Source organism: Lactonifactor longoviformis (assembly GCF_042848515.1).
Lineage (GTDB): Bacteria > Bacillota > Clostridia > Lachnospirales > Lachnospiraceae > Lactonifactor > Lactonifactor longoviformis.
The window spans coordinates 1,970,556-1,989,014 of sequence record NZ_AP031453.1 but is presented as its reverse complement, the minus strand read 5'-3'; the positions used below and the strand labels follow the sequence as shown (position 1 = coordinate 1,989,014).

14 protein-coding genes are annotated in these 18,459 nt (G+C 46.1%); 4 read left to right on the top strand and 10 right to left on the bottom strand.

The genetic code is table 11. The features are described from left to right. Positions 1 to 10 precede the first annotated feature (10 nt). Positions 11 to 580 carry a xanthine phosphoribosyltransferase gene (locus ACGHCT_RS09080; protein WP_154260757.1) on the top strand — a complete coding sequence of 190 codons (570 nt, stop codon included), beginning with the start codon at positions 11 to 13 and terminating at the stop codon, positions 578 to 580. Positions 581 to 868: 288 nt separating this feature from the next. Continuing rightward, positions 869 to 1,396, top strand: a complete 528-nt coding sequence (locus ACGHCT_RS09075) for an ECF transporter S component (protein WP_390439614.1) — start codon at positions 869 to 871, stop codon at positions 1,394 to 1,396. Positions 1,397 to 1,452: 56 nt separating this feature from the next. On the opposite strand, the gene ACGHCT_RS09070 is transcribed toward ACGHCT_RS09075, so the two are convergent. The 5 genes from ACGHCT_RS09070 to ACGHCT_RS09050 form a co-directional block, all read right to left on the bottom strand. Continuing rightward, entirely contained in the window at positions 1,453 to 1,896 is a 444-nt protein-coding gene (locus ACGHCT_RS09070; protein ID WP_242946786.1) for a GNAT family N-acetyltransferase, read from the bottom strand. A gap of 939 nt (positions 1,897 to 2,835) precedes the next feature. Beyond that, positions 2,836 to 4,461, bottom strand: a complete 1,626-nt coding sequence (gene abc-f / locus ACGHCT_RS09065; RefSeq protein ID WP_390439610.1) for a ribosomal protection-like ABC-F family protein — start codon at positions 4,459 to 4,461, stop codon at positions 2,836 to 2,838. A gap of 545 nt (positions 4,462 to 5,006) precedes the next feature. Then, positions 5,007 to 6,416: a sodium:alanine symporter family protein gene (locus tag ACGHCT_RS09060; RefSeq protein ID WP_072854783.1), complete on the bottom strand. Its 1,410-nt coding sequence runs from the start codon at positions 6,414 to 6,416 to the stop codon at positions 5,007 to 5,009. A 95-nt stretch (positions 6,417 to 6,511) separates the two neighbouring features. Next, the gene (locus tag ACGHCT_RS09055; protein ID WP_341443531.1) at positions 6,512 to 6,874 is read right to left on the bottom strand and encodes an MGMT family protein; all 363 of its coding nucleotides are present in this window, start codon (positions 6,872 to 6,874) and stop codon (positions 6,512 to 6,514) included. Further along, positions 6,871 to 7,851, bottom strand: coding sequence for a pyridoxal-phosphate dependent enzyme (locus ACGHCT_RS09050; RefSeq protein WP_072854782.1), 981 nt, complete (start codon positions 7,849 to 7,851; stop codon positions 6,871 to 6,873). Before ACGHCT_RS09050 ends, ACGHCT_RS09055 begins: the two co-directional genes overlap by 4 nt. Positions 7,852 to 8,075: 224 nt before the next feature. Here ACGHCT_RS09050 and ACGHCT_RS09045 point away from each other — a divergent pair, with 224 nt between their 5' ends. Together ACGHCT_RS09045 and fba are read left to right on the top strand one after the other, a co-directional pair. Continuing rightward, the gene (locus tag ACGHCT_RS09045) at positions 8,076 to 9,302 is read left to right on the top strand and encodes a 6-phosphofructokinase (protein ID WP_072854781.1); all 1,227 of its coding nucleotides are present in this window, start codon (positions 8,076 to 8,078) and stop codon (positions 9,300 to 9,302) included. A gap of 90 nt (positions 9,303 to 9,392) precedes the next feature. Then, complete coding sequence (gene fba, locus ACGHCT_RS09040) at positions 9,393 to 10,328, top strand: class II fructose-1,6-bisphosphate aldolase (protein ID WP_072854780.1); 936 nt, start codon at positions 9,393 to 9,395, stop codon at positions 10,326 to 10,328. Positions 10,329 to 10,411: 83 nt separating this feature from the next. Here fba and ACGHCT_RS09035 read toward each other — a convergent pair whose 3' ends face one another. From ACGHCT_RS09035 to ACGHCT_RS09015, 5 genes are all read right to left on the bottom strand, one after another. Beyond that, entirely contained in the window at positions 10,412 to 11,032 is a 621-nt protein-coding gene (locus tag ACGHCT_RS09035; RefSeq protein WP_390439606.1) for a TetR/AcrR family transcriptional regulator, read from the bottom strand. Next, a complete protein-coding gene (locus tag ACGHCT_RS09030) occupies positions 11,007 to 13,901 on the bottom strand; it encodes an efflux RND transporter permease subunit (RefSeq protein WP_390439604.1) in 2,895 nt (964 codons plus the stop codon). The genes ACGHCT_RS09035 and ACGHCT_RS09030 overlap by 26 nt, the downstream gene beginning before the upstream one ends. Positions 13,902 to 13,945: 44 nt before the next feature. Next, on the bottom strand, positions 13,946 to 15,082 hold the full coding sequence (locus ACGHCT_RS09025; protein ID WP_390439602.1) for an efflux RND transporter permease subunit: 1,137 nt from the start codon (positions 15,080 to 15,082) through the stop codon (positions 13,946 to 13,948). 199 nt (positions 15,083 to 15,281) lie between these two features. Further along, entirely contained in the window at positions 15,282 to 16,592 is a 1,311-nt protein-coding gene (locus ACGHCT_RS09020) for a folylpolyglutamate synthase/dihydrofolate synthase family protein (protein ID WP_341443529.1), read from the bottom strand. Positions 16,593 to 16,638: 46 nt separating this feature from the next. After that, on the bottom strand, positions 16,639 to 18,456 hold the full coding sequence (locus ACGHCT_RS09015; RefSeq protein ID WP_390439600.1) for an ABC-F family ATP-binding cassette domain-containing protein: 1,818 nt from the start codon (positions 18,454 to 18,456) through the stop codon (positions 16,639 to 16,641). Between the last annotated feature and the right edge of the window lie 3 nt (positions 18,457 to 18,459).

Genomic DNA, 18,459 nt, shown 5'->3' with positions numbered 1-18,459 from the left:
AAATAAAGATATGCAGCTTTTAAAAGAACGTATTCTGAAAGATGGAACGGTAAAACCGGGAAATATTCTTAAGGTAGACAGCTTTCTGAACCATCAAATGGATATCCCCTTTATCAATGAACTGGGCAAGGAATTCAAAAGACGTTTTTCTGATGTTCCCATTACCAAAATTCTTACGATAGAGGCTTCCGGCATTGGGATTGCCTGTATCGCAGCTCAATATTTTAATGTTCCGGTTGTATTTGCCAAAAAGGCCCAGAGCCTGAATCTGGACGGAGATATGTATACTACTAAGGTAGAATCATATACCCACAAAAAGGTGTATGATGTCATTCTCTCCAAAAAGTTTCTCAGCGCCGAGGATCATGTTTTGATTATCGATGATTTTCTGGCCAACGGCTGTGCCCTTCTCGGACTGATTGAGATTGTCCAAAGCGCCGGTGCTACCCTGGAAGGGGCCGGAATTGTGATCGAAAAAGGCTTTCAGGACGGCGGCCAGCAGATCCGTGACATGGGAATCCGTCTGGAATCCCTGGCTATTATAGAATCCATGTCAGATACCTCTCTGACGTTCCGTTAGCGCTTATTTCACATTGTTATGATACCCCCGGCGGTATATGAAAAAACTTCTGTTTTTTTGTATACCGCTTTTTTATTACATAGAAAACTTCGTTCCCTATGTAATAAAAAACCCTCCGGGGGATCACACTACGGCGGAAAGGAAGATGCTGTCTGCGACAACAAGAAAGATTTTTTTCACAGTCTCGCCCAATCTGGTATGGCTATTTTTGACAAAACTGGCTATTTTAATCAGTCCATTTATCCGGTATAGTATTTTATAAGTAAGAAACAGAAAGGGAGTATTTTAATGAAGATAAATACAAAGAGAATTGTGATGACTGCACTTTTTGCAGCACTTGCCTGTGTTGCCACCATGTCTATCCGCATCCCCACCCCTGGAACCAACGGGTATATACATCCCGGAGATGCCATTGTAATCCTCTCCGGAATTATCCTTGGCCCGGTATATGGAGCACTGGCCGCCGGTCTGGGTTCTGCAATGTCTGATCTTTTGGGCGGATATTTTATCTATGTTCCTATTACGTTCATAATCAAAGCCTTAGTTGCCATGCTTAGCGGATATGCCTTCAAAAAGATTTCACACAAAGGAAAGCACCAGTTTGCCGGAGTGATCGCCGGAGGCATCATTGATATAATTCTGGTTGCAGGAGGATATGGACTCTGTGAGGCCTTCCTCTACAGCCCCGCCGGTGCCCTTGCCAGCCTTCCGGCCAACCTGATTCAGGGATGCGGGGGGCTTATCATAGCGGCTATCCTCTTCCCGATTCTTTCAGCAGTCCCTGATGTGAAACGGCTGATTGCTCTTTCTCATTAGATTTCTCACACACAGCAAATGCCAGGCGTTTCACACTGCCTGGCATTTGTATTCTCTTATTCTTTTATCATCTGATAGTAATCCAGTTCTTCATATCCAAGTCTTTGATAAAGCTTAATAGCACCCTGATTCTCAGCCGTGGCCTCCAGACGGAACCTCTTTGCTCCGGAATACTCCTTTTCCAGCCATTGAAACACCTTTTTTCCATATCCTTTTCCTCTGGCCTGAGCCGTAAAATATAATTCCTCTACCCAGACCACCATCCCCCCGGCTTCATTGCTCCAGGTAAACGCCAGAATACAATATCCGCAGAGACCATCCTCGCCTTCTATCACCAGCATCCTGGCATAGGTCTTTTCTTCCTTCAGACACTCCTCAAAGGTTTTCTCAAAATTCTCCCTCTCCAGCGGATGCAGGCAAGCCCCTGTTCCTGTATAGAAATTATTCACCATATCCCAGACAACTTCTCTGTCCTGGGGTTTTATATCTCTGATCTTCATTATCTGTTCCTCCAAACTTTTCAAATTCTGTTATCCTTCGGGCAGATATGCCCGGAACTCGTATGTGGGTCATTATATCATTTTAAGGTTTATTGATCAAATTATAGTTTTGTGTATGTGAAGCTCGGGGTTATGTAGTCGGCGAGCGCATCGCAGACGGACGGATATAGGAGGGAGCACCGGGGAGACAGGGCCAGGCCAGGGGCCGGGGGATAGGGACCAGTCAGCTCGAGGCTCCGTTCCCCTAAGCTAAGTCCTACCAGCTGCTAAACTCATCAGGAGAGCCTTCCTCGTTAATCAGCTGGTGGACTGGATCTTCGGCTCACTCCGCTTAACCTCCCTGACTGGTCCCTATCCCCCGGCCCCTGGCCTGGCCCTGTCTCCCCGGTGCTCCCTCCTATATCCTGGCAGAGACTCACTTCACATTCACGGAAAACGGGTGGGGAAGGTCGAGAGTTGTACACTTTTCCTCTTGTTCCGCACTATTGTCCGCTTGATGTTTTGGATAAACTGCCAAAAACCTCCCCCTGGAACTCCCTATACCCAGGCGAGAGGAATCCTGCTGCAGAGAGCTGGCTGGTTCGGGCAGGAGGAAGGCTTAAGTTCCGCGGACGATTCCGCAGGAGTGACTAGAGAGTCTTAGGCAAAACCGGGATTCTCGCTGGAGATTTTTGCGGCAGTCCAGGCCGGAAAAAAGTGAGCATGGGCAGAGAATGCACATCAAGCATTCTTTGCACATACGAACGGTGCTCCGACGGGGATTCCGGTTTTGTCTTAGACTCTCTTCGCGACGGAGGTGTCCCCGGAACTTAAGCCTTCCTCTCGCCCGAACCAGCCAGCCCGCCGCCGCAGGATTTCTCTCACCGTCCCCCGGCCGCCTCATACTTACCGACTTAGATCACCTTGAGCCGTAGTCCAAGTAATTGCATTAAATACCAATTATTTCCCCAATCGATAATATTCCTCCGTCACTCTCTCCAGTTCCTCTCTGATCTGCTCTACCCGCTCCCCTTTCTTTGGCGAACTTACTCTGGCAGTCAGTTCCATCATTTTCATATTCAGCAGCGTCCTTTGCAGTTCCGCAGAATCCCCCGGCTTTTCCATCCTTTCTTTAGAAGTCTCGTACTCTTTCCAATTGCCTTCAAATGTCCGTATCTCACCCTTTTCGAAAAACAGAAAACGTTCCCCTGCTTCCTGAGCAAGACGTCTGTCATGGGTTACGAGCAGCAATGTTCCCTTCCACTGTTTTAACAAGGCTTCCAGGGCCTCTGCGGTATACATATCAATGTGATTGGTGGGTTCGTCCAGAATTAAAAAGTTAGCATCTGAGGCCAGCAGCTTTGCCAGCATCACCTTTGCCCGTTCTCCCCCGGAGAGTACAGACACTGGTTTTTCTATATCCCTGGATGTCAGATACAGGTTAGCAAGTATGGCCCTGATTACAGACTCCTTTTGGCTGGACGTAGACCGGACATTCTGCAGTACGGTTCTATCCGGATCCAAAGTTTCATGCTCCTGGGCAAAATACCCCAGCCTGGCTTGCGGGGAGAGGCGTACAGCCGGGTCCTGTTCGATTATTTTTCTGAGCACAGAAGTTTTTCCTGTGCCATTTGGACCCATCATGACCGTACATTTGTTAGCTGCTATTTTGAAACCGGCATCTTTTATGATCGTAGCTTTCCCATAAGCGATTTTAATGTGCTCTGCTGTGAGAGCATTTTTTCCCTCCATAGGATACTCCGCCCCCATTTTCATGGATATTTTGGGCAAGTCTTTTGGCTTTTCTTTCTTTTCCAGTTTATCCAGCCTTTTTTCTATTGCCTTGCCCCTGTTCTGCACATGTCCCTGCTGAATTGCAGCTGTGCCCTTGTACAGAATCCATTCACTGCTGCCCATTCGTTTCGGCGGCCTTCTCATCCCCTCCGCCTCATGTTTAATCTGATGCATGGCTGATTCCAGGTGTTTTTTCTCTGTCTGGTACTGTTCATATTCAAACAGAGCGTATTCACGCTCTCTGTTTTTCTGTTCAAACCAAGCGGTAAAATTCCCCGGAAAGACCCGCAGCTCTTCGTCCCCAATCTCCCAGATGGTATCACATACCTGGTCCAGAAGGTATCTGTCATGGGATACCAATACAAACGCACCTTTAAAACCCTTCAGCATTTTTTCCAGAGTTTCAATTCCCTTTACATCCAGATTCGTTGTCGGTTCATCTGCAAATAAAAGCTTTGTCTCCCGGGAAAATGCCGCCGCAATGGCCAGCCTTGTCTTTTCTCCTCCGCTCTTGCAGGCAGAATCTTTAAGGTTCATACGGCTTAGAAGGTAAGCGCTGGTATCCCCTTCCGTCTCCTGCTCCTGAGTAATATAAGCAATACTGCACGATGCTTTAATAGTACCGGCATCGGCCTCTGTCTGTCCGCTGAGAATTTTGAGAAGCGTACTTTTTCCGCATCCGTTGGCTCCTACCAGGCCAATTCTGTCGTTTTCTCCGATTTCTAATTTATCAATAGAAAATAATTTCTGTATTCCGTATCCCTTTTCCAGATTATGTGCTTCTAATAACAAAAAAATCCCTCCTAAACGCTCTGTCCAGGAAAGATTTTTGCACACAAATAGAATGCCGGTATCTAACTATACCCGCAAAAATACCTGCAAGAAAAATCCGGTGCTGAACAGAGCAAAACAAATAAAAGGGCATCTACCCTTTTCATTACAAAGTTTCCTGTTGTTTGCTTGTTGTTCAGACCTTACATTCTCATTTTCCTGCAGATACCTCGTTCTTTCTTATATTGCTTGTAATATAGCATAACGGTTTCAGACTGTCAAGAGATCCGCAAAAGGCTATGTTGTTAACTTGTGATAATGTCACCTTAGGATCCACTTATGAAAATATCACTTTTGTGTAATCTATAATAGTTAAGAAAGAAGGTAAAATATTATTGTCACAGAAACAACTTAAAACTTACAAGGTTATCAATAGCTTTATTGATAAGTCCATCACCAGACAGCATACGGAACTCCCCGGGCTCCCTGCCCTCTATATCACTCATCGGCGCAAACGTAAAACCCATGCCAGAGAACACCTTCGTTCGATAGACACGTTATTAATTTTATGCACTATCCTGTTCTTTCTGGACCGTGTTCAGATATTTTCTGGTAGCTGCTGTCACCTCCCCGCTTAATAGGGTGATCGCAATCAGGTTGGGGATCGCCATGCATCCGTTCATGGTATCCGCAAGCTCCCAGATAAATCCCGGAGCAGTGACACAACCCGGAAGAATCACCAGTATGTAAAGAAGCTTGTAAAAACGAATGTATCTTTCTCCCAGGAGATAGGTCACTGCCTGCACGCCAAAATATGACCAGCCCACAATGGTAGCAAAGGCAAACAGCACGATTGCAGCTGCCATAAACTTGCTCCCGCCTGGAATCGCTGTCTCAAAAGCCAGCCCCGTCAATGTCGTACCGTCAATGTTTTCAATGCCATTTACAATGTTCGAGAGACACTGGGCTTTGTCATATACCCCGGATGTAAGTATTACCAGAGCTGTAATTGTACACACAACCACGGTATCCGCAAACACCTCAAAGATTCCCCACATCCCCTGTACCACCGGTTCCTTTACATCAGATGCAATATGAGCCATCACAGAGGATCCAAGACCTGCCTCATTGGAAAAAATTCCCCTGGCAATTCCCATCTTCATGGCCTGACGCATTCCATACCCCAGTACGCCGCCGCCCACGGACCGCAGCTGAAATGCCTCTGTCAGTATTGTAGAAAACGCCTGGGGAATATTTCTCCAATGAACAGCCAGAACAAAAATACCGCCTGCCAGATAGAAGACAGCCATAAAAGGCACAACTTTTTCCGTTACCTTTGCCAGGCGTTTCACACCTCCGAGCAGCACCAGTCCAACAGCAGCCATTGAGAGCACTCCTGTCAGAACCGGCGGAACTGAGAAGGCCTCTTTCAGCCCCACAGCCATTGAGTTAGCCTGGGTCATATTTCCCATTCCCAAGGAAGCCAGAATACATAAAAAGGCAAACGCTGCAGCCAGCCATGGGCAGTGGAGCCCCTTTTCTATATACAGCATCGCCCCGCCCGTCCACTCTCCCTTTGAGTTTTTTCTCCGATAGCGGATTCCCAGAATGTTCTCTGCAAAATTCGTCATCATACCTAACAGCGCAGAGACCCACATCCAGAAAATTGCTCCCGGACCTCCTGCAATTATGGCAGTTGCCACCCCTGTAATGTTTCCCGTTCCCAGTGTGGCCGCCAGTGCTGTGCAGAAAGACTGAAACTGAGAAATGGCATGCTCATCATCTGTTTTTCGTACATTACGATTACGAAAAAGGGCAACAATTGTCCGTCCCATCCACAGCCTGATATGCGTGAATTGAAAAAATCCTGTACGCACAGTAAACAGAATCCCAACCGTCAAAAACATTACCAGCATCCCCGGCCCCCATATAAATCCATTCAGGCCGTGTACTGCATTTTTAATTAACTCTGCCATTACATATCCTATACTCCCTTGTCTGCTCCATCTATGTATATGCATACCCGGAAGATAAGATGACGTCAGGCTGCTTTTCACTCTTTTATAACCAGTTATTCATCCCCAAACAATCTTCTGAATTCCAGAGCGTCCTCCAGTGTATGCCTCCATCCAAACACCTTAAGCTCCACTCTATTCTCCTCTCCCACCTGCACCCCTTCTGATTCCAGCATCCTGCGCTGCATCCCGCTGTCAAAAAAGGCACTTGCCCCGGACAGATAGCCCTTATGATTTACCACCCTGTGTGCGGGCACCTCACCTGACAACGACCGGTTCAGTGCATAGCCCACCTGACGGGAGTTGTTAGGTTTGCCGCACAGCATGGCAATCTGTCCATAGGTCGCTACTTTTCCATAAGGAATTCTTCTGCATACAATCCCCACTCTTTCATAAAAATCCATCTTTTGTCCTGTCATATAAACCTATCCTTATGGGGAAAGGTCCCAAACTCTCCGCCTGTATGTATAAACAATACATTTCCGTACAGCAAGGGATTTTCCCTGTTGATTTCTGTTATCATTCCATGCATAGCCTTTCCCGTATATACCGGATCCAGAACCATACCAGTCTCTCTGGCGGTTTTTGCTATAAATGCAATGACCTCATCCGACGCAACTCCATACCCATCGCCTACATAATCATACGCAATACACACCTGATCCATGGATATCTCTTTGCCGAATTCAGCAAGTTCCATTCCCTCCCTGATAATATCTCCAACCCTTTTTCTTCCGTCAGCATTCTTGTCATAGATGTTAAAACCAATAATCTTCTTTTTGCTTTCGTAGTATTCATTTGCAGCATAGAGCCCTGCGTACGTCCCGCCGGATCCGTCGGTGACACAGATGGCATCAAAAGTAACCCCCATCTCCTTCTCCTGTTCTAAAATTTCCTCAAATGCCTGAAAATAGCCATACATCCCGATCCCATTGGATGCACCCTCAGGGAGGACATAACCTTTGCAATCTTGCTCTTCATACCTCCTTTTTATCTCTTCCATAATCTCATTTCTCCGTGAAACATACGCCTCTTCAGAGATAAATGTCACCTTTGCTCCGAAAAGTATGTCCAGAAAATAATTCCCTTCCGGATCTTTTGGCTCACCTTTAAGAACCAAATGTGTTCTTTTTCCCAGACGGGCGGCAGCCGCGGCTGTAGCCCTGGCATGATTCGATTGTATCCCGCCGCAGGTAATAAAAACCTCCGCACCACTCTCAATCCCTTGTTTTAAGGCATATTCCAGCTTTCTTACCTTATTTCCGCTCATTTCAAAGCCGGTGAAATCATCACGCTTTATATATAATTTTGTGTGAGCCCTTGAGTAGCTCAAACCCTCAGGGACCATAATCGGGGTGGGCAAATTGGCAAGGAGCAGTTTTGATGGTTTGATCATAAATTCTTCCCTCCTGTTTCTTAAAATTATACCACGGCATTTTAAAATAAGAAATCTCTTTCCTATGATTACTGGGGACTGCATTTTTTCCAAAACAAAATTGTATAAATCTTGCTTTTTTCGTGCACAAACAATATTTATATGTTATAATTATAACAAATTTTATAGAAAGGAGTGCATGACACTACCACTCTAATACATAAAAGTCATGCAATGTTAAAAGTATGGGTAGCAAGAATTTAATCGTAGGCCAGTCTGGAGGACCTACTGCAGTTATCAACTGCAGTCTCTACGGCGTTGTTTCCGAAGCCTTCCGTCATGGTGACAAAATCGATCATGTATATGGTATGGTCAATGGCATTGAAGGTTTCTTAGCCGGTACAGTTCTGGATTTTGCAGAAGCGTTACCAGGCGAATCCTTAAAAGGTCTGACCACTACTCCTGGCGCATATCTTGGTTCCTGCAGATATAAACTGCCGGAAAGTCTGGAAGATCCTGTATATCCTGAACTGTTCAAAAAGTTCGAAGAAATGAATATTGGATATGTATTCTATATCGGCGGAAATGATTCCATGGATACGGTAAGCAAGCTTTCCCGCTATGCTGCACAGATCGGAAGCGATATCCGGGTGATGGGTGAGCCAAAGACTGTAGACAACGACCTGGTGATGACAGATCATACGCCTGGATTCGGAAGTGCTGCAAAATATGTGGCATCTACTGTTCGCGAGATTGTAATTGACGCGAACGTTTATGAAAAGAAGTCCGTTACAATTGTAGAGATTATGGGACGCCATGCAGGATGGCTGACAGCAGCCAGTGTACTTGCAAGGAAATTTGTGGGTGACAACCCTCTCCTGATTTACCTCCCCGAAGTTGCATTCGATGTAGATAAATTTTTAGCCAAAGTTGAGGAATGCCTGGAGAAGAATCCAAATGTTATCGTCTGTGTTTCCGAAGGAATTAACGATGGCAAAGGCACCTTTATCTGTGAGCTGGATAACAACGTTGGTGTTGACAGTTTCGGCCATAAGATGCTGGCAGGCTGCGGCAAATATCTGGAAAACTTAGTAAAAAACAAACTTGGCGTAAAGGCACGTTCTGTAGAACTTAATGTTTGCCAGCGCTGTTCTTCTTCTATGATGTCAGGAACTGACCAAAAAGAGGCAATCGGGGCCGGAGAATTCGGCGTACGCGCGGCATTAAAAGGTGAAACCGGTAAGATGATATCTTACGTGAGAAAAAGCGATCTTCCATACGCAATCGCATACGGGCTGGAAGACGTGAATCAGATTTGTAATGAAGAAAAAACCGTACCTCTGTCATGGATTACCGATGACGGTTCAAACGTAAGTGAAGAGTTCATTCGCTATGCCCTTCCGTTAGTGCAGGGCAGCGTTGAAGTTCCTGTTGGTACAGACGGACTTCCTGCTTTCGTTTCCCGCAAATAATTATTCGTACAGATACGTTACCAAGCAGCTGACACATGGCAAATATGCAGCTGCCTGATATAAATTTATTCAAAGAAAGGATGAATACCAATGGCATTAGTAACCACAACCGAAATGTTTAAAAAAGCCTACGAAGGAGGCTATGCAATCGGTGCATTTAACGTAAACAACATGGAAATCGTACAGGGTATCACAGAAGCTGCCGGAGAATTAAATTCCCCACTGATCCTTCAGGTATCCGCAGGCGCCAGAAAATATGCTAACCATACCTACCTTGTAAAATTAGTAGAAGCTGCTTTGATCGAGAATGATATTCCCATCGCTCTTCACTTAGATCACGGCGCAGACTTCGAAATCTGCAAATCCTGTATCGACGGCGGATTTACCTCCGTTATGATTGATGGTTCACATCACTCTTTTGAAGACAATATCGCTGTAACTAAGAAGGTTGTTGAATACGCTCACTCAAAAGGTGTCGTAGTTGAAGGTGAACTTGGAAAATTAGCAGGCGTGGAAGATGATGTTAAAGTATCTGATGCAGATGCAGCTTATACACATCCGGACGAAGTAGAAGAATTCGTTTCCCGCACAGGCGTTGATTCCCTGGCAATCGCTATTGGAACAAGCCACGGCGCATTCAAATTCAAACCAGGCCAGAAGCCAATGCTTCGTTTCGACATTTTAGAAGAGATCACAAAACGTCTTCCAAACTTCCCAATCGTACTTCACGGCGCATCTTCCGTATCTCAGGAATACGTAAAAATCATTCAGGAGAACGGCGGTAACTTAGCAGACGCTATCGGTATCCCGGAAGATATGCTTCGTCAGGCAGCACGCTCTGCTGTTTGTAAGATCAACATTGATTCAGACCTTCGTCTGGCAATGACAGCTGGAGTACGTGAAGTATTATGGAACAATCCTGCTGCATTCGATCCAAGAGAATACCTGAAAGTAGGACGCGCTAATGTTAAATCATTAGTAGCTCATAAGATTACCAATGTATTAGGAAGCGATAACAAAGCTTGATTTCCAAAAGGGGACGTGTTCTTTCTAGAAAGAACACGTCCCCAAATCGATCCGGCCTGTCCCAAATTCATCTTGCCCTGTCCCTAATTAAGGCTTTTCATCATATTTTGGTACAGAAATTCTTTTGTACTTTCCCTGTTCACATCCTCTATCTGTTCCTCATGTCCCAGGAAAATAAAGAAGCTGATAAAGTTAGATACGAATATCATATACACATGGGTCACTGGAATTTCTTTCCGGATACGCCCTTCCTTTTTCCCCTGGTCTATAATTAAATTGAGAATGCTGTCCATAAGCCGGCAGTTGCCTTTTTCCTTGATGAATTCCTGATGGAGTGAGTTATGAATTTCATAGGAATTACTGGTTATTTTGTAAAATTGAGTGGTGCTTCTTTTTCCAAAGCTGCTCTCCAGCCATTCAAAAACTCCGTAGATCTTTTCCTTCAGAGAGTTTTTTGCCAACAGGAGCTCGTATATCTGCCGCAGCTGACGTTCCATGTCATACATGAGGGCTTCCACAATCATTTCTTCTTTGCTGCTGAAATACTCATAAGCAGTTCCTTTGCCGATCCCTGCCCTGTTTGTGATATCCGCCACTTTCATTCCATTGATATCTGCATCCTCCTCTATCAGGTCTATAACGGCCTGATAGAGAGATAACACTTTTTCGTTTCTATTTTTACACGGACTCTGCGATTGCTTCATTCCCCTCATCCTCCTGCAATCTTGCTTCATCTTTTTTATAATTTTTTCTGTTAAAAATCGAATAGATACATGGCACTACAAAGAGTGTCAGGAAAGTACCGTAGAGCAGTCCCCCTATGGTAACAATTGCCATCGGCTGCACCATATCGCCGCCCATTCCCAGACCCATAGCCATTGTGGTCAGACCAAGGATTGTGGTCAGTGCAGTCATAACTATTGGGCGAAGCCTGGATTTGCCTGCCGCAATAATGGCCTCTCTCTTTGGCATTCCCTCCTTCCTCAGCTGATTAATATAGTCGACCAGCACAATACCATTATTCACTATGATACCTGACAGCATTACAAATCCTATCATAGCTATTACGCTGATCTCTTTTCCTGATACTAAAAGTCCAAGGAACCCTCCAGTAAATGCCAATGGCACCGTAAACATAATAATGAAGGGTGATAAAAGAGACTGGAACTGAGCCACCATAATCAGGTACATAAAGACCAGCGCAAGGAGCAGCATAAGAATCAGCTGTTCCATGGCATCATTAATGGTTTCATCTTCTCCTTTCATCTCTGCGGTATAGCCCTCCGGCAGCTCATAATGATCCAGAATTTTCTGAACTTCATCGCTGACGAGCCCTATGTTGTGGTCTCCGTCTATCTCCGCAGTGACAGACATATAGCGGGACTGCCCGTTTCTGGTAATCGCCTGGGGACCGACAGCCCGCTGGAAATCTGCGATATCGCCGATCCGTATATCTTCCTTCTCTCCCTCATTGTTAGTCACGGATATTGTAATGTCTGCAATATCTTCTCTTGTCAGCTTCTCATCTGTATCTTTCTCCAGGTATACGCCATAATCCTTTGTAGCGGTTGACAGGGTAGTCGCCGAAGAAGGATCCGCAAGCTTTGCATTAATCGCCTGGAATACCTGAGCGACTGTAAGCTTATGTTCCATAGCCCTCTCTTTATTTACCACAATCCGGTATTCCGCATCGGTATCTTCCATACCGTCGGAGATATTCTGCAGCCCCTTTACGTTTTCTATTTTTCCTGCCAGCCCTGTGGCCAGAGTCTGTAGGGTGTCAAGCTCCTTTCCTTTGATCTGAATATTAATCCCCGATCCTCCCATAGCACTCATATCCATGGAGGAGGTGGTAACCGCCACTTCAGCATCAATCCCCTTCGTGCGCTTCAGAATTTCCTTCTCCAGCTGATTGCTGTCCAGCTTCTTATCCTCTTTCAGAATAAGATAAATCTGTACTGAGTTATCGGAACTGCCTAATGACATGGTGGAGCCCCCTGCCATAGCACCTATGGTTTCTATATCCTCAATATCCTGAATCTTTTCAAGCACCTCATCCGCTATCCTTGTAGTATCCTCAAAAGAAGTCCCCTTTTCTGTAGTAACTGAAAGCGATGCCTCTGTGCTCTCCATCTCTGGCATAAATGAAGTTCCCTGCCGGATTTCCAGAACCATACTTCCGGCAAACATAAGGACTGCCGCAAGCAGGACAACAGCTTTATGAGACAAGGCCCAGTCTATGAGCTGACCATAGGCATCCCTGACCCTATCCAGCTTTTTGGAAGGCTTTATCACAGTCTTCCTCAGCAGACCTGCAGACATCATAGGCACCAGAGTCAGTGCAACCACCAGACTGGCCGCAAGGGAATATGCAATGGTAAGACCCATATCCACAAACAGCTGCCGGGTAATTCCCTCTGTAAATACAATAGGAGCAAATACACAGACAGTAGTAAGAGTAGACGCCGTAATGGCACCCGCCACCTCTTTTGCTCCCTCTATGGCTGCTTTTTTCCCCGGCACTCCTTCACTCCGCATACGGTAGATATTCTCAATTACAACTATGGAGTTATCTACCAGCATGCCAATTCCGAGGGCCAATCCCGACAGTGAGATAACATTCAGAGTCACACCGCTGAAATACATCAATACCACAGCCGTGACAACACTGATGGGGATAGAACAGGCAATTACTAACGTAGGACGTATATTCCTCAGGAAAAGGAAAAGGATTAGAATTGCCAGAATTCCCCCGTATATCATATTCTGCAGGACAGAATCCACTACCATGTCAATATATACACCCTGATCCATCAGAACGGTAACTTCCAGTTCCTCATTTTCTGACTTCAGCTGTTCAAATTTGTCCAGAATACGGTCTGTGACATCCCCGGTAGAATACTCTGTCTGTTTCTCCACAGAAAGCATAACCCCCGGCTGTCCGTTAATCTTTGCATAAACTTCAGATGAATTATCTGTCACCGCCACATCTGCTACATCTGACAGGTGTATTGGTTTTAGACCGTCCAGCCCCATATCCAGAATCACCAGATCCTCCAGTTCTCCCAGATTTTCTAATTTGTCTCCTACCCGCACCAGATAGCTGATACCGTCTTCCGCCACATACCCCGCAGGCATGGCAAAGTTCTCCCCTGCCAGAATTCCCTTCAGCATATCCAGGGTAAGGATATCGTTCAGATCACTACCCTCCATTGCACTCTCTTTGGCATCATCCAGCTGCTCTTTTCCTGCGTCAAGCTGGGTCTGGGCCTGATCGATCTGGCTGGTACCGGCATCTATTTTAGAGGCGGCCACGCTCATATCAATAGTTGCAATAATTTTCTGCGTATTTAAAGCCGCCAGGGCATCGCTGGCCTGCACCTTGCCTGCCTCCACCTGGGCCTTGGCATTCTCCATCTCCTGCTGCTGCACCTTCAGCTGAGCGCGCGCATCATGCAGCTTTGCCTTCGCCGTGCGAATCTCATCCCCAGTCTTTCCAAGGGCTTCCAGCTGCTGATCAATGGAAGCTTTTGCTGCCTCCCCGTCGGATACATTCAGCTGCTTAAATATCACCTCCAGCTGTTCCTCCAGCTGTTTCCGGTTCTTTTCTGCCTCTTCTATCTGGTTTTGGATTTGCTCGATCTTTTTTGAATAGAGCTTGTATCCTCACCGGCTGATGCTTCCCCCATGCCCTGTACTCCCAGAGCCTCGTCCTCTGCCTGAGGCCCCGCAGTCAGCTGCCCCTGCAATTCCTCCAGTTCCTTATACAGCTGCTGCAGCTGGGCATTATAGCCCTCAATTCCCTGCATAAGGCCTTCAAGTCCGGCCTTCAGCTGCATAAGCTGCTCATAAGCGTTATCTGTCTCCGCCGCAGTTTTATTCAAAGCCTCCTCCGCCGCGTCCAATTCTGCCGCTTTGCTGTTAAGCGCCTGTATCACCGGCAGAAAAAGATCCAGCTGTGTCTCTCCTTTTGTAAGCTCTCCCTGGGCGCTGTGAAGCTTGGCCTCACCCTCTCCCATCTTAGACGCCAGTTCATCTTTCCCCGCATCTAACTGATCTTTTCCCTTCTCTAACTCTTCTTTTCCGGAGTCAAGCTTATCCTGAGCTTCCTGCAGCTCATCTTCCTTTTCCATGAAGGTTCCGTTAATGGCATCCCTGACCTTCTGATTTGTCTCATCAATCTTGTCCTGCCGGAGGGTCACCTGAACCTTCTGCTGGATTCCGCCGGTAGTGCTTACGCTGGCTACCCCCTCCAAGCTTTCAATCTCTGAGCTGAAGGTATCATTTACATAGTCACTGATCTCCCCGCTGTCCATTCCTTTGATATCAACAGCAGCAACCATAACCGGAAGCATATCCGGATTCAGTTTCATAATAATAGGTTTACCGATAGAATCATCCCAATAAGATCCAATCTGGTCTAATTTCTCCCTCATCTCAATGGTAACTGAGTCCATATTGGTACTCTCATTAAACTCCAGGATAACCATTGACATATTCTCACTGGAGCTGGAACTTACATTTTTTATGTTTCCAACGGTAGCCATGGATTGCTCCACCGGCTTTGTAACCACCTCTTCAACCGTCTCCGGATTCGCCCCGGGATATGTAGTTAACACCACTGCGTAGGGCAGGTTCATACTTGGCAGTAAGTCCGTGCTCATTTTGGTAAAAGAGACGATCCCAAGGATAATCACCAGTACCACGGCAACCACAACGGTATAGGGTCTTTTCACACTATAACGCGATAACATAATTTTCCTCCTGCTGCTTTATTCTAACCTCTGTCATGTTCTCGACCGACCAGCCGGTCAATGATTAAAAGTATACTCGCATCAATAGTGTCTGTCAACGAATGATACGTAAATTTATTCAATAAGCTCCCGCACTTCACCGGTCATACAAAAGGCCGGAACTGACATATCTGTGTCCTGTCAGCTCCAGCCTGTCTCTCTATTCGTATTCCACTGCCTCCACAGCCCGCACAACTGAGCCAAGGAAAGAAAGCGAACCGAAGGCAACTATAACGTCATCCTTTTCTGCTCTCTGAAAGCTTTCCCGCACAGCTTTCCTGATACTGCTCATGGCTTCTACCTTTGGATTATATTTCCGCACTAATTCAGCCAGTTCTTCTGCCGGAAGAGCCCGGGGATTGCCCGGTGTCTGAATAGTAATAATGTCATCTGCCAGTGAGGCAGTTCTCTTAATTACCTTCTCGCACTCCTTGTCCTCAAACATACCCATAATAAAATGCATTCTCTTTTCCGGGAAATACATGGTTAGGGATTCTCTTAAGGTCCTGGCTGCATCCTCATTGTGGGCACCGTCAATAACAACGATGGGATCTTTCTGAAGAATGGTAAATCTGCCTCTCCAATGGGTTGTCATCATTCCTTCCCTAATCTTTTCCTCTGGGATTTCATATCCTAAATCCCGCAGAGCATCTACAGTCTCCAAAGCTACAATGGCATTTTCGATCTGATAACTGCCTGCCAGACGTATCACAATATCCTCATAGATCCGTTCCCTGCATCTGTACGAAAAAATCTGTTCTTCATATCCCGACGTTACCCCATAGGCATTCTCTTTTTTTGCCGTTCTGAGCGTGCAGTTTTCCTTACTGCACTTTTCTTCAATGACTCTCATTGCATCCGGCTGCTGCCAGTCTGTTACCACAACAGTGCCAGGCTTAATGATACCAGCCTTATTCTCTGCAATCTCCGCCAGGGTATCCCCCAGAAATGCCATATGATCCATGCTGATGGATGTCATAACCTCCACCAGGGTTGTCTGTATCACATTTGTTGCATCCTCCAGGCCGCCCAGTCCAACCTCAAGAACCACAAAATCACAATCCATTTCCTTAAAATATAAAAATGCCAGGGCCGTCTCTATTTCAAATGGTGTTGGGTGGGGACGTCCTTCTCCTGTCATCCCCTCAATTGCCCCTGCGATCTCCGTCACCAGACGGGCCAGCGCCTCTCTGGTAATATACTCCTCATTTACCTGGATTCTTTCCCTGTACTTAAAAAGCGTGGGTGATATGTATCTTCCCACCTTATACCCCGCACAGGTCAGCACAGTGGAAACATAGGCCAAGACCGAACCCTTTCCGTTTGTGCCTGCTATGTGTACATATTTACAGGCATTCTCAGGGTTGTTCAGCCGTCTTAATAATTCCCTGATATTATCCAGGCCCAGTACGCTCCCGTACTTATTGGCATCCTCCAGATACTGTCTCGCTTCCCGATAGTTCATATTCATACCCTCTTCCTCAATTTATTGTGCTGTTTCTTGTTTCCTGCGGGTTTCATATTTTTCCTGCTTTTTGTTCCTCTATTTTTTCTGCCAGATCATTCAGATACACCCAGCGTTCCATCTTTTCTTCCAGCTCTTTTTCTGTCTTTTCTTTTTCCTCTGACAGCTGAAACAGCTTTGCTGAATTTGTGGCATTGGCAGACATATCCTCATCTAAAGACGCGATTTTAACTTCCAGATCCTCAATATCACCGTCTATCGTTTCATATTCCTTCTGTTCTTTAAATGTGAATTTCAGCTTTGCAGGCATATTCTGCTTCCACTCTTTTCCCGGGGATTTCTTCTTCTCAACGGTGTTCTTCCTGACGGTATGATTCTCCGTTTTTTCTCTGTACTGTCTGGCCTCCAGATAATCTGTATAGCCTCCCTCATACTGCTGCAGGCGGCCATTCCCCTCAAAGGCAAAAATACGATCCACAACATTATCCAGAAAATACCTGTCATGGGATACTGTAATCACTATCCCGGAAAAAGAATCCAGATAGTCCTCAAGAATAGTCAGTGTGGGAATATCCAGGTTGTTGGTAGGTTCATCCATGAGAAGAACATTAGCCCCTCCTGCCAGTATACTGAGCAGGTACAGCCTTCTCTTTTCTCCTCCTGAAAGCTTTCCTATAGGTGTGTACTGCATGGATGCATCAAAGAGAAACCGCTCCAGAAGCTGTGACGCGCTGATTCTCCCATCCTTTGTGGGAATATATTCTGCGATATCTCTCACATAGTCGATGACTCTCTGTCCCGGATCCATATCCACTTCTTCCTGAGCAAAATAGCCAATTTTAACTGTCTCTCCAACCTCTATCTCCCCTTCGTCCGGTTCCAGGATGCCAGCCAGCAGGTTCATAAGCGTGGATTTGCCGCAGCCATTTGGACCTATAATTCCCAGACGCTGATTCTTCAGAACAATATAGTCAAAGTCGTCAATAATCCGTCTGTCCCCGTACTGTTTGCTCACATGGTGAAGTTCAATTGTCTTCTTCCCCATTCTCGTCTCTGCAGAATCCATCTCCACTGTCTGATCTTTGAGCGGACCCGTTCCGTTTTTCAAAGCCTCCAGACGCTCCAGCCGTGCCTTCTGTTTTGTGCTTCTGGCTCTGCAGCCTCTCTTGGCCCACTCCAGCTCCATGCGCAGAATACTCTGGCGTTTTCTCTCAGAGGCCAGCTCCATCTCTTCTCTCTGGGTTTTCATCTCCAAAAATTCTGTATAATTAGCCGTATAGCTAAACAGATTTCCGTGGCTGATTTCCATAATCTTATTCGTAACCCTGTCCAAAAAGTATCTGTCATGGGTAACCATAACCACTACGCCTTTAAACTTCATCAGATATTCCTCAAGCCACGAGACCATCTCATTATCCAAATGGTTAGTAGGCTCATCCAGGATTAGGATGTCTCCGGGGTCTACCAAGGTTCTGGCAAGCGCCACTCTTTTTTTCTGTCCCCCCGAAAGCTGGCATATTCCCGTCTCATGCTCTGTAATTCCCAGTTTATTTAATATATTCCTGGCCTCGCTGTCTCTGCTCCATTCATTCTGCCGGATCTGTGCCGTAACATAGGACAGAATCGTAGCATCCCGGGGAAATTCCGGATTTTGAGGCAGATAGGAAGTCCTCAGGCCGTTCTGGGCAACGATCTGCCCCTGGTCGGGTTCTTCCAGCCCCGCTATCATTTTTAACAGCGTTGTCTTTCCTGTCCCGTTAATCCCAATAACACCTATTTTATCCCCCGCGTGAATCCCGTAGGAAACATCATCAAAGATAACCTTATCCCCGAAGATTTTGCTGATATGCTCTATATTTAATACATTCATATT